This is a genomic window from Dysgonomonas sp. 511, assembly GCF_010501105.1.
Taxonomy (GTDB): Bacteria; Bacteroidota; Bacteroidia; order Bacteroidales; family Dysgonomonadaceae; genus Dysgonomonas.
On the sequence record NZ_QVMQ01000023.1, the window covers coordinates 11,988 to 24,541 of the forward strand.

The 12,554-nt window shown below is 44.0% G+C and carries 11 protein-coding genes; 10 read left to right on the plus strand and 1 reads right to left on the minus strand.

Features of this window, described 5'->3' with window-relative positions; translation table 11 throughout:
• From D0T57_RS11345 to D0T57_RS11385, 9 genes are all read left to right on the plus strand, one after another.
• On the plus strand, positions 1-1,515 hold the full coding sequence (locus D0T57_RS11345; protein ID WP_163273612.1) for a M14 family zinc carboxypeptidase: 1,515 nt from the start codon (positions 1-3) through the stop codon (positions 1,513-1,515).
• Between the two features lie 28 nt (positions 1,516-1,543).
• A complete protein-coding gene (locus tag D0T57_RS11350) occupies positions 1,544-2,764 on the plus strand; it encodes a hypothetical protein (RefSeq protein ID WP_185154673.1) in 1,221 nt (406 codons plus the stop codon).
• A 106-nt stretch (positions 2,765-2,870) separates the two neighbouring features.
• Positions 2,871-3,770, plus strand: a complete 900-nt coding sequence (locus D0T57_RS11355) for a hypothetical protein (RefSeq protein ID WP_163273613.1) — start codon at positions 2,871-2,873, stop codon at positions 3,768-3,770.
• 373 nt (positions 3,771-4,143) lie between these two features.
• Positions 4,144-6,420, plus strand: coding sequence for an NADP-dependent malic enzyme (locus tag D0T57_RS11360; RefSeq protein WP_163273614.1), 2,277 nt, complete (start codon positions 4,144-4,146; stop codon positions 6,418-6,420).
• A 180-nt stretch (positions 6,421-6,600) separates the two neighbouring features.
• The gene (locus D0T57_RS11365) at positions 6,601-7,155 is read left to right on the plus strand and encodes a DUF4199 domain-containing protein (protein ID WP_163273615.1); all 555 of its coding nucleotides are present in this window, start codon (positions 6,601-6,603) and stop codon (positions 7,153-7,155) included.
• A gap of 15 nt (positions 7,156-7,170) precedes the next feature.
• Complete coding sequence (locus D0T57_RS11370; protein WP_163273616.1) at positions 7,171-8,118, plus strand: glycosyltransferase family 2 protein; 948 nt, start codon at positions 7,171-7,173, stop codon at positions 8,116-8,118.
• A gap of 56 nt (positions 8,119-8,174) precedes the next feature.
• On the plus strand, positions 8,175-8,693 hold the full coding sequence (locus D0T57_RS11375) for a nitroreductase family protein (RefSeq protein ID WP_163273617.1): 519 nt from the start codon (positions 8,175-8,177) through the stop codon (positions 8,691-8,693).
• Positions 8,684-9,265, plus strand: coding sequence for a manganese efflux pump MntP family protein (locus D0T57_RS11380; protein ID WP_163273618.1), 582 nt, complete (start codon positions 8,684-8,686; stop codon positions 9,263-9,265). The genes D0T57_RS11375 and D0T57_RS11380 overlap by 10 nt, the downstream gene beginning before the upstream one ends.
• 116 nt (positions 9,266-9,381) lie before the next feature.
• Positions 9,382-9,636, plus strand: a complete 255-nt coding sequence (locus D0T57_RS11385) for a DUF4834 family protein (RefSeq protein WP_163273619.1) — start codon at positions 9,382-9,384, stop codon at positions 9,634-9,636.
• A 102-nt stretch (positions 9,637-9,738) separates the two neighbouring features.
• On the opposite strand, the gene D0T57_RS11390 is transcribed toward D0T57_RS11385, so the two are convergent.
• Entirely contained in the window at positions 9,739-11,583 is a 1,845-nt protein-coding gene (locus D0T57_RS11390) for an SLC13 family permease (protein ID WP_163273636.1), read from the minus strand.
• A 251-nt stretch (positions 11,584-11,834) separates the two neighbouring features.
• Between D0T57_RS11390 and pyrH the strand changes: the two genes are divergently transcribed.
• Positions 11,835-12,542: a UMP kinase gene (pyrH, locus tag D0T57_RS11395; protein WP_163273620.1), complete on the plus strand. Its 708-nt coding sequence runs from the start codon at positions 11,835-11,837 to the stop codon at positions 12,540-12,542.
• The last annotated feature ends 12 nt before the right edge of the window (positions 12,543-12,554 follow it).

Below are 12,554 nucleotides of genomic sequence, written 5' to 3' on the forward strand. Positions count from 1 at the left end.
ATGATGATGAGACTAAAAATATTATTTACGCTGTTGTGCATAGTATCAATCGCTATGGCTCAGCAACCGAAGAAAATGGCTGAAAAGTTCTTTCCCGACCCTCTTTATGTGACACCATCGTTTCATAAAAAAGGCTATGTGAAATATGATGAACTTATCAAATACATAGAGAAAACTATTGCCGGAAAAGATTATATCTCCTTGCAATATATAGGCAACACACAGAAAGGCAAGCAAATACCGGCAGTTGTTTTCGGTAAATCAAACAATCCGAAATCGAAAGTAATGCTCACAGGCCGTGTACATGGCGACGAGCCGGGAAGTACGGAAGCACTTCTGCTTGTGATAGATAAGCTTGTTAACGACCCTACGTTTGCCTCGCTGGTAGAAAACCTGGAAATAGCCATCCTGCCAATGGTAAATATCGACGGCGGTGATAAGCTGAAGCGGCAGACAGCCAACGGGCTCGACCTCAACCGCGATATGAGCAAGCTGGCTACACCCGAAAATCAGGCTTTGCGCAAGTTCTTCAACGAATTTGCCCCCGATGTAGAACTCGACCTGCACGAATACAATCCTTTTCGTATCGACTATCTGAAATTCGGCAGTTTTGGCGTCTCGGGTTATGCCGATGTAATGTTTCTGTACAGCGAAAACCCGAATTATCAGACGCCATTGCGCAATTTCGTAAGCAACACATATCTCCCGCTATTAGAAGACGCTTTGAACAGGGACAGGCTAACCTATTGCAAGTATTTCACTTCTACACAGGTGAACGGCGAGGTGCAGTTGAATATGGGTGGAGGCAGCCCGCGTTCGTCCGCCACAGCCTTCGGGTTGGCTAATACCGTATCGCTACTGATAGAAATAAGGGGGACGAATATAGGTAAAGCCAATTTCAAGCGCAGGGTTTATACAGGTTACCTCATAGCACTCAATACCCTGAAAATGGCAGATGAAAAGTCGGCTGAAATCAAGGAGGCAATCCGCCAGTCTACAGAATCGAAAGCAGATATAGTCGTTACGCAACGTCGCACGGAAGAGCTTCGCAAGATACCTTTTATCGACATACAGAAAAACGGGTTGATAGATGTTGAGATTCCTGTACGCGACGCCGCACAACGCAAAGACGGCATAGTAAGGAAACGGCCTTTTGCTTATGCCCTGTTACCAAATCAAACTGTGTTGGCTGATAAACTCCGGGACTTAGGCATATTGGTAGAAACATTGGACAAAGACAGAAACATGGATGCCGAAGCCTACACAATAAGCGATTACAGGGAAAGTGAAGAAAAATTCGAAGGCTTCTATGAGCAAATAGTGAAAACTGAGGTGGCTTCTAAAAAAGTAAACCTGCCCAAAGGTTCATTCATCGTAAAAATGGATCAGCGCAACAGCAATCTGGCGGCTGTAGTTTTAGAACCCGAAGCCGAAAACGGATTTGTACGCTACCATGTTTTGCCTGTAAAGCTGGGCGAAGAACTTCCTGTTTACCGGATAATAAACAACTACTAATAACGTGAAAAAACAAAACAATATAATTATGAAAAGAATATTTATCATATGTGTTTCGATCCTGATATCAGGAGGACTTTTCGCTCAGGGGAAATCGCATGGAAAAACAGATTTCAGGTTGGGAAACGGCCTTGATATACAACTCAACGATGGCGACTATTCGTTCAATCTCGGCGGATTTATCCAAGCCGGTGCGCAATACCAGAAAGATGAGGGCAGCAAAGCCGAAAACCGTTTCGATATAAAATACGGCTTCCTTTCGCTGGCAGGCAATGCCAAGAAAGAAAAAGTAAGCTTCCTGTTGCAACTCGATTTTGCTGATAGCAAACCATTGATGGACGCATGGATTGCATACCAGCCCATAAAGTTTCTGAAAATAAGCGCAGGACAAAAACAGACATTTACCAACAACCGCGAAATGACATTCCTCGAAAACAGGCTGTCGATGGTAGACCGCAGCATATTGAGCCGCAACTTGTCGAACAAAGGGCGCGAACTGGGATTGTTCCTCGAAAGTGAATTTTTACTCGGAAATGTAGGCTTTATGCCGCAGGTGGCTGTAACTACCGGCGACGGGCGCAACTCTTTTGGCTCCAGCTCTATAGATGTAGATAAAGGCGGGTTGAAATATGGAGGGCGACTCGACGTATGTCCTTTGGGACTGTTTGCAGCCGGAAACGATAAGGTAGGCGCAGACCTTGCGCACGAAACAACGCCTAAAATAAAAGTGGGGGTAGCCGGAAGTTACAACTCGGGTGTGAGCAACAACATAGGCGAAGGGCATGGCGATTTTGCACTATATACAAAAGAAGGAAAAGAAAAACTGCCTGATTACCGCAAGCTATATGCCGACATCATGTTCAAATATCAGGGCTTCTCCCTTCTGGGCGAATACGGAAATACCTCTGCGGCTCGTCTTGCAGGACTTTATACGGCATCGAACCAGACCGGGCAATTGGTTCCCGGCGAAATAAGTTCGTATCTTAATCTGGGAGACAGCTATAATATCCAAATGGGTTATGCCCTTCGCAACGGGTTTGCTTTAGACCTGCGCTATACGAAGGTAAAGCCGGAATTTAAAGAGAGTAATTCTTTGTTGCAGGATATGAGCGCATACGATGCTACTCTTTCAAAATATTTTGTGGATAACCGCCTCAAAATACAGGGAGGATTTTCGTATCTCGACTATAAGAGCAATAGCATACGAAACCATATTCAGGCAGAATTATTGATGCAGATAATTTTTTAAGTATATTAAAACACAGAGTAAAAAGAGTATCAGGGGTATTATCGTAAAAGAACTCGTTTAACTCCTTTTACTCTGTGTTGAAAAAATCACATCAGAAAATTATAAAATGAAAAAATCATTTCAAATCATATCATTACTCTCCTTCCTGTTGCTGTTTTCGTGTGGCGACAGCGATGGCGGCGATGATACGAACCCTACAGGAGGAATAACGAATGGTAGCGGAAAGTTTGAATACAACCGGTACACCCCGTTGAAAGACAAGCCCGTGAACGTATATTATGCGATAAGCCAAGGCGATATGTCTACAATGCCGGTAATATTTGTCTTTCCGGGAACCAACAGGGATGCCGATAATTATATCCGCCCGTGGATGGATATTGTAAAGACACACCGTTGCATGGTGTTTTCGATAGAATTTCCCGAAAAATATTATTCGGGCGACGAATACATAACCGGAAATGTGATAGACAATTCGGGACGGTTTGTAGATAGAGAAAAATGGACATTCTCCATCATCGAACCGCTATTTGAATATATAAAAGCAGAAACCGGCAACAAAAGTATCCGCTACAGCCTCTTCGGTCATTCAGCCGGATCGCAGTTTGTACACCGCTATGTACTGTTCAACCCCAATGCCAAGATAGATAAAGCCGTGGCTGCAAATGCCGGCTGGTACACCATGCCGCTGTTCAATGTAGATTTTCCATATGGATTGAAAAACACACAGCTATCGCGCACGGATGTAGCTTCGGCCTGCAAGGTAGATATGACTGTCCATCTCGGCGAAAGCGACAATAATCCCAACGACCCTTCGCTACGCAAAACGCCGGAGGCAATGTTGCAGGGAGAACACCGCTATGCACGAGGGCTATATTTCTACAACAATAGCAAGACTATGGCTACCAGCAGCAGCTTCCAGTTTAACTGGACAATGCGTAAAGTACCCAATGTAGCACACGATCAGGCGGCAATGGCGAAAGATGCCGTTCATATCTTTTTCGACTAAGAAAAGAAACACATAATGCAATTTTATCTCAAGAACTTTATCTGTATTATGTAGGTAATAAGCGTATTATCCGAGTGAAAAGTAACAATGAAAAAATAGCGGATATGTGTTACTTTTGTTACTTTTTTTCTTAGCTAATAGCCCTAAAAGCCGGATAATTATTGTCTAAAAAAGTAACAGATAAAAAACGAGTAAAATGTGTTACATGTGTTACTTTTTGCCCCTTTAATAGCGGTGAAAAATGACCCGGTACATTTGAGATCACCGTGGTTAAAATATTTTGTTTCAATAAAATTTCCCCTGTCCGGCTAAATCTAAACCGGACGGGGTGAAAGATTCATTTACCCGTTTTATCAACAAAAACCTTTTTTTTATGCCTAAAGTAACGCGAGATGCAGCATTGAAGTATCATGCATCAGGTAAACCCGGAAAGATTGAAGTAATACCTACTAAACCTCACAGCACCCAGACCGACCTGTCGCTGGCATATTCGCCCGGAGTGGCCGAGCCTTGCCTCGAAATAGAAAAAGACCCGCGCACCGCATACGACTACACGGCAAAAGGGAACCTGGTAGCCGTAATATCGAACGGAACGGCTGTACTGGGATTGGGCAATATAGGAGCATTGGCAGGGAAGCCTGTGATGGAAGGCAAAGGCTTGTTGTTCAAAATATTTGCAGGTATCGACGTCTTCGATATTGAGGTAGACGAAACTGATCCTGATAAGTTTATACAAACAGTAAAGGCAATAGCCCCTACCTTTGGCGGTATCAATCTGGAGGACATCAAATCTCCCGAATGCTTCGAAATAGAACGGCGGCTCAAGGAAGAACTGAATATCCCCGTTATGCACGACGACCAGCACGGCACAGCTATCATATCGGCTGCCGCGCTTCTCAATGCTCTCGACCTGACGAACAGGGATATTTCGAAGATACGCATAATAATAAACGGAGCAGGAGCTTCGGCTGTAGCATGTACCAAGCTGTACATGAAATTCGGGTTGCGCAAAGAGAACATCATAATGTGCGACCGCCACGGCGTATTGAATACCCGGCGTACCGATCTGGACAAATCGAAAGCGTATTTTGCTGTAGATACTCCGTTCGACACACTGGCAGAAGCAATAAAGGGGGCAGATGTATTTGTCGGTTTGTCGGTTGGCAATGTATTGACAAAAGAGATGGTACGAACAATGAACGCCAACCCGATCGTTTTTGCATTGGCAAACCCCGACCCTGAGATTTCGTATGAAGACGCAATGTCCTCGCGCGAAGATATCATTTTCGCCACAGGACGCTCCGATTATCCCAACCAGGTAAACAATGTATTGGGCTTCCCATACATTTTCAGGGGAGCGCTTGATGTACGCGCCACAACGATAAACGAACCGATGGAACTGGCAGCAGCAAGGGCAATAGCCCAGCTAGCTAAAGAGCCTGTGCCGGATGTTATCAATACTGCCTACGAACTGAAACGTGTAAGCTTCGGCAGGGAATATATAATACCTAAGCCGATGGATCCGAGGCTGCTGACGGTTGTATCATCGGCCGTAGCCAAAGCAGCAATGGATACCGGGGTGGCACAACGCGAGATCACCGACTGGGAGGCTTACGAAAACAGCCTTTCGGATATGCTAGGCTATAGCAATAAGCTGATTCACAGGCTTACGAATCTTGCAAAAAGTGCTACTAAAAAGGTTGTCTATTGCGAGGGCAATCATATCAATATGATTAAGGCTGCCGTATTCTCCCTGAAGAGCGAGATATGCAGCCCGATACTGTTGGGCAGCAAGGAGAGGATATATAACCTTGCCAATGAAAACGGGCTCGACCTGACCGGAATAGAGGTGATAGACCACCGAAGTATCGACGAGGACATACGGCGGGCACGCTACGCTAAAATACTGAGCGAACGCAAATCGCGCGAGGGTATCTTCTATCAGGAGGCTTTTGAGAAGATGAACGACCGCAATTACTTCGGTATGATGATGGTAGAAACAGGCGATGCCGATGCCGTGATTACAGGCATATACAGTCAGTACAGGGATTTTGCCCGTACATCGCTCGAAGTGATAGGACTGAAACCCGGATACAACCATTTTGCGGCCATGCACATTGTACAAACACGGCGCGGCCCTTATTTCCTTGCTGATACGCTGATAAACCGTTGGCCGGATGCCGATGCGCTGAAAGATATTGTAAGGCTTACCCACGATTCCGTCAGGTATTTTACTACCGATCCTGTGATGGCAATGCTTTCTTTCTCCAACTTCGGGACAGAGGATGACGGCACGCCAAAGATGGTTTCGGATGTTATAAGATACTTCCACGAGAATTATCCCGAATATGACATCGACGGCGAAATGCAGCTAAACTTCGCAATGAACAAGGAACTACGCGACGAGAAATTTCCATTCAACAAGATAAAGGGCAAAGATGTAAATACGCTTATCTTCCCCAATCTCAGCTCGTCTAATATTGCGAGTAAATTGTTGATAGAACTGGGTATAGGCGGCGAAAGCATAGGGCCGATACAAATGGGGTTGCGCAAGCCGGTTCACTTTATGGACGTGGAAAGCCCGGTGAGGGATATTATAAATATAACTACTGTAGCTGTAGTAGAAGCTATTACAAATACAAAGAAATAAGGCTCTTGCCTGTTTTAGGTGTTTTTTATTCTTGGAACTTCTGCATCCGTTCGGTTTGCAGAAGTTCTGTTTAATAACATCATCTGCCCTGGCAGTAATATTATTTTTCGTGCATTCATCCTGAATCGGCACTCTTTTTGCATCCATACTTATAAACAAATTAGTACATTTGTAGCGAATATGGAAAATGACCGGAAAATAGAAAGTGGTTTAGCTGCACTTAACAGATATGCAATGTATTATGGTTTACTGTTGGGTGCGTTTTGGGTATTCAGGTATATATTTCTGATAATAGCGGGAGCTGGTGTTTCCGACAGGTTTTTGTTCCTGTATTACCTGATGAATATAGGTACATTCTTGCTTATATATGTATTTTATACCAGGTATCGGTTTTCGGGACAGGTGGGGCAGCACAAGCTTGTGTATTCTATTTTATTTATGCTGTTGATGTGCTTTTATGCATCTTTTCTCGAAGGAGCTATGATGTATGCACATTATAAGTTTATAGATCCGCCTTATTTTGCCAACATGGTATCCAATGTGCTGAATAGTGTAGAAACCTATGGCAAAACAGGGCTTGTGACCGAAGAACAATATCTTCAGATTAAGGATCAACTAATTGCAATATACTCCAGCAAGATCTTTTACATCATTGTCGAATTTCTGAAAAATCTCTTTTTAGGCCTGTTTATGGGCATTGTTCTCAGCCTGATAATCGCAACCAAAAAGAACTGACTATATAAAACGAATATGGATATATCTGTAGTAATACCGTTGCTGAACGAAGAAGAATCTCTTTCCGAACTCCATGCCTGGATAAAACGTGTGATGGATGAGAATAGCTATTCGTACGAAATAATCTTTGTCGACGATGGGAGTACAGATCGTTCGTGGGAGATTATATGCGGTTTGGCAAAATCTTTTCCGGAGGTGAAAGCTGTACGTTTTCGCCGTAATTATGGGAAATCTCCGGCGTTGCATAGTGCGTTTAGCCGGGTGCAGGGCGATGTTGTGATCACAATGGATGCAGATTTGCAGGATAGTCCCGATGAAATACCCGAACTCTACCGTATGATAAAAGAAGGTGGGTTCGACCTGGTATCGGGCTGGAAAAAGAAACGCTACGATCCGCTATCGAAGACTATTCCTACCCGGCTGTTCAATGCTACGGCACGGAAAGTATCGGGGGTGAAACTCCATGATTTCAATTGCGGACTGAAATCGTACCGTAAAGACGTAGTAAAGAATATAGAGGTGTACAACGATATGCACCGCTATATACCATACCTTGCTAAAATAGCAGGATTCAATAGGATAGGGGAGAAGGTGGTACAACACCGGGCGCGTAAATATGGAAAGACGAAATTCGGGTTAAACCGTTTTGTAAATGGCTATCTGGATTTGATGACGCTGTGGTTTTTATCAATGTTTGGTCGCAAGCCCATGCATTTTTTCGGACTACTGGGCTCGCTTATGTTCTTCCTCGGACTTGTAGCTGCTATTATTGTTGGGGCAAATAAGCTATATGCCATCCATCAGGGAATTGCACATCCGCTTGTTACCAATTCCCCATATTTCTATATATCGCTCACACTGATGATATTGGGAACCCAGTTATTCCTTGCCGGGTTTGTAGGCGAGCTGGTGTCCCGGACTTCAACGGGAAGGAATGACTATAAGATAGAAGAAGAAATATAAAGAGAACTGTGCCTGTATTATTTGCAGGCTTTTTTATCTATAAGTAAAGATCAACGATGAAACTGAAAGAACTTATCGAAACCCGCTATTCGGTCAGGGCATTTATGTCATTACCGGTAGAGAAAGAAAAAATAGAATATATTCTCGAATGTGCCAGATTGTCGCCATCGGCTTGCAACAAGCAGCCGTGGAAGTTTTACGTAGTGCAGGATAAAGGGCTGCTGGCAAAGATACACAAGTCGTACGATAGAGATTGGTTTAAGGCAGCACCAACCAATATTATAGTATGCGAAGACACCTCCGCGTCGTGGAAGAGAGCAGGTTCGGACGGAAAAGACCACGCAGACATAGATGCCGCTATCGCTGCCGAGCATATATGCCTTTCTACGGCTGAAATAGGGCTAGGCACTTGCTGGATATGTAATTTCGATCCTGAAATTTTGTCAGGAGCATTGAATCTACCCGCGCATATCGTTCCTGTAGCTATTTTCCCTATTGGCTATATTGATGAGGAAAAGAGTAGGCCGGCAGAAAAATTACGTAAACCGCTATCCGAAATTACCGAATGGATATAGCCCAAATAATAGTATTGGCAATAGGACTGTCGATGGATAGCCTCATAATCGCCCTCGCCAGTGGAATAATCCTTGCCAACCATAAACCGAAGAATGTTCTTCGGATTGCCGGCATGCTGGCATTTGTGCAGATGAACCTTACTGTGTTTGGTTGGTATGTAGGATCTACATTCGCGCATCACATCAGTTCATTCGATCATTGGATAGCTTTCGGCATCCTTTTCTTTTTGGGAGCGAAGGTCATTATATCTGCCATCCGCGGAGAAGAATGTGCGCCGTTCAATCCCTTGTGTTTTAAGGTTATGCTGGGTTTGGCTGTAGCTACCAGTATAGATGCCACAGCCGTTGGCCTGTCGTTGTCGCTAGTAGGAGAGGACATTATCTACCCGGCATTGGTTGTCGGCCTGGTTACTTTTATAATATCGTCTCTCGGTGTGATATTCGGCAGCAAGGCAGGGCAGCGTTACAACCTGCGTATAAATGTATTAGGAGGCATTATTCTTATCCTCATAGCTTGCAGTATCCTTATCGAGCATACAGGTATTGTCAAAGCCGGTATAGCAGCTCTTTGAAAATTGTTTAGAAATAATGAACGATTGTTAAATATGAGAAAAAACGGGCTCGAAATTCGTGTTTGGTGTTATATTTGAAATAGGAATTGCGGTTAGTAACTAATAATTGAGAGCGTATGACATTTCTTTTCTTCATATTATTTTCGGTATTTGCCTTCGGTATTATAATGTTGTTATCGATCGTGCGGGGAGTTTCATCCTTCATTTTCGGAAAACAAACGGCATATAATACGTCCTCAGGCAATAATGGCAGTAGAAAACAGAATACAAGTAGTAGCTATAGTGATTCTTCTCAATCATCGGAAAAGCCTGCAAAGGTGTTTTCGAAAGAAGAAGGCGAATATGTCTCTTATGAGGAGATAAAGGAGTGAGGTAATCACTTTTCGAACACTTCACTGCATAAACACAAAAAGGTGTCCTTCCTTACTTTTGGGACACCTTTGTTTCTTTCCGCATGAGGGCTATCTTCCGGATTAGAACGGGAATAAGAACGGCAATACCAATATCATTATTATACCCATTATCACCTGCAAAGGAAGCCCCACTTTTATATAATCCATAAAGCTATACCTTCCCGCAGTCATTACCAGGGCATTAGGTGGTGTAGAAAACGGTGAGGCAAAACACATACTTGCAGCCACAGCCACAGCAAACAAGAACGGGTAAGGACTTACTCCCATCCCTATGGCAGCCTTGAGGGCGATAGGGGTAAACAGTACCGCTGTAGCCGTATTGCTTATAAACATGGTAAGCAGCGAGGTACAGAAATATATACCGGCCAGCAAAGCGTAAGGAGCCAAAGAGCCGAACCTGTCGCCTCCGAGAAAATCGACCAATCCACCCGAAATCAGTGTATCTACTCCCGTATTCTGGAATGCAGTGGCCATAGGCAACATCGCCCCTATAAGCACCACGCTTTCCCAGTTGATACTGCCATAAGCCTCTTCCATATTGCGCAGGCAACCGGTAACCACCATCAGCACGGCAGCTATCATAATTGCTATAACAGAAGGCACTATCTCGAATACCATAGCCAAGACCATCAGCAACATAATGCCGGCAGCAACCGGAGCCTTCTGGTCGAGTGTCACCTTAGAAGCCTCTTTCAATGGTTGACCCACCAATACGAGGTCGTCCTGTCGGTCGTCCAGATTAGCCAGGTCTTTCCATGTACCTTGTATCAGGAGGGCATCGCCCGAATGCAGCTTCGTGTCTTTTATGTCGTGCATCTGATATTCTTTCTGCCGTTGGATACCTAATACGTTGACATTATATTCTTCCCTGAACCTGATTTCGGATATGGTACGGTTTATCAATTTAGAGTTTGGCATAATGAAAACCTCTGCAATACCCGACTCCTGAAAATTGGAGAATGATTCTGCTCGGTTTTCTTCCCTGAAGTGTAGCTTGTTCTCTTTGGCAAACCGTTCTACATTTTCCTTCTCGCCATGGCAATACAATATGTCGCCTTTCTGGATAACGGACTTAGGGCCTGCTACTTCCTCTATATATTTCTTTCTGAACCGGGAGTTGCCGGTCACCCTTATTATCTTACTGATACTGACATCGTAAAAGGTAGCTATTTTGAGTTCGGCCAATGTCTTGTTGAATATCGGCGAGTCTTTATCAGCTTCCACTTTATACGATTGGTGCGACAGGTTATACTCTTCGGCAAGTTCTTTCAGGGTTTTACCTTTATTCTTTTTGGTTGCTTTCGAATCATCTTTCGATACCAATAATTTGCTTAAGAAAAACAATACAACAACCCCTACCGACAATGCCACAAAGCCAATCGGAGCAAAAGAGAAGAACGACAAGGCTTCGTACCCCGCTTCTACCAGCGCATTTTGTATAACAAGGTTGGGCGGTGTACTGATAAGCGTAAACATCCCCATACTACTGGCAAAGGCCAATGGCATTAGGTAGCGTCGCGAACTGATATTGGCACTGGCAGCCATACTTACAATAATGGGCATCATAACAGCCACAGTGCCCGTATTACTTACAAATGCACCAATGGAAGCCGTAACGAGCATCACGAGCACAAAGAGCAGATTCTCATTGCTTCCGGCAGTCTGCAATATTTTACTGCTTATCATCTTGGCAAGCCCCGTACGGAAGATTCCCGCACCTACCACAAACAGGCCTATCATCATGATGACTACCGAATTGGAAAACCCGGCTAATGCCTCGGCAGGACTAAGTATCCCGCAAAGGGCAAGAGCCAATAAAGCACATATAGCCACCAAATCGGATCTGACTTTGCCCCGCATAAAGAAAATGGAAGCAATAACCAGAATGATTAATGTAAGGTTCATAGGTGACAACAAAGTCGATAATTCCATGTCAATAAAGAGTTTTTGTAGTTTATTACTCAATCTTTACAAAGATAAACAAACCTACAGCAGAAAGTGGACAAGATGGCAGTCGATTTATAAATAAGATAACATTCGTTTACATTATTTTACTTTTGAGGAACTGCTTTGGTCAATCGGTGCGGGAAAAGTAATGATGCCCGTCTTTCATAATTTCATAAATTATGCTAGATTTGCATATTATAAAAAGAGATATGGCAAAATATAACAGAATACTCCTCAAGCTTAGTGGAGAATCCCTTATGGGAGACGGGAATAGTATAGATGTAAACCGCCTGAACGATTATGCTACACAGATAAAAGCTGTAGCCGATATGGGCATACAAATAAGCATCGTAATAGGTGGCGGAAACATATTCCGCGGACTGAGCGGAGCATCGAAAGGATACGATCGGGTAAAAGGCGACCAGATGGGAATGCTGGCAACTGTGATCAATAGCCTTGCCCTTAGTTCGGCACTCAATGCCGTAGGGCAAAAATCGCGGGTGCTTACCGCCATCCGTATGGAGCCTATAGGTGAAATATACAGTAAATGGAAAGCAATAGAAGCTATGGAAAACGGTGAAGTCGCCATATTGTCGTGCGGTACAGGCAACCCGTTTTTTACCACCGATACAGGCTCATCGCTTCGCGGGATAGAGATAGAAGCCGATGTGATGCTCAAGGGGACGCGTGTTGACGGTGTTTACACTGCCGATCCGGAGAAAGACCCAACAGCGACCAAGTTCGATACCATATCATACGATGAAGTATATAGCCGCGGGTTGAAGGTGATGGATATGACAGCTACTATAATGTGTAAGGAAAACAACCTACCGATAGTGGTATTCGACATGGATACATATGGCAACCTGGAGAAGGTAATGAAAGGTGAGAATATCGGTACTTATGTGCATGCCTAAAACTTCTGAATA

Excerpts from the sequence above, each read along its gene's own strand:
- D0T57_RS11350 (WP_185154673.1), top strand. The coding sequence starts at position 1,544 with ATGAAAAGAATATTTATCATATGTGTTTCGATCCTGATATCAGGAGGA.
- D0T57_RS11355 (WP_163273613.1), top strand. The coding sequence starts at position 2,871 with ATGAAAAAATCATTTCAAATCATATCATTACTCTCCTTCCTGTTGCTG.
- D0T57_RS11370 (WP_163273616.1), top strand. The coding sequence starts at position 7,171 with ATGGATATATCTGTAGTAATACCGTTGCTGAACGAAGAAGAATCTCTT.
- D0T57_RS11375 (WP_163273617.1), top strand. The coding sequence starts at position 8,175 with ATGAAACTGAAAGAACTTATCGAAACCCGCTATTCGGTCAGGGCATTT.
- pyrH (WP_163273620.1), top strand. The coding sequence starts at position 11,835 with ATGGCAAAATATAACAGAATACTCCTCAAGCTTAGTGGAGAATCCCTT.
- D0T57_RS11385 (WP_163273619.1), top strand. The coding sequence starts at position 9,382 with ATGACATTTCTTTTCTTCATATTATTTTCGGTATTTGCCTTCGGTATT.
- D0T57_RS11380 (WP_163273618.1), top strand. The coding sequence starts at position 8,684 with ATGGATATAGCCCAAATAATAGTATTGGCAATAGGACTGTCGATGGAT.
- D0T57_RS11365 (WP_163273615.1), top strand. The coding sequence starts at position 6,601 with ATGGAAAATGACCGGAAAATAGAAAGTGGTTTAGCTGCACTTAACAGA.
- D0T57_RS11360 (WP_163273614.1), top strand. The coding sequence starts at position 4,144 with ATGCCTAAAGTAACGCGAGATGCAGCATTGAAGTATCATGCATCAGGT.
- D0T57_RS11390 (WP_163273636.1), bottom strand. The coding sequence starts at position 11,583 with ATGAACCTTACATTAATCATTCTGGTTATTGCTTCCATTTTCTTTATG.
- D0T57_RS11345 (WP_163273612.1), top strand. The coding sequence starts at position 1 with ATGATGATGAGACTAAAAATATTATTTACGCTGTTGTGCATAGTATCA.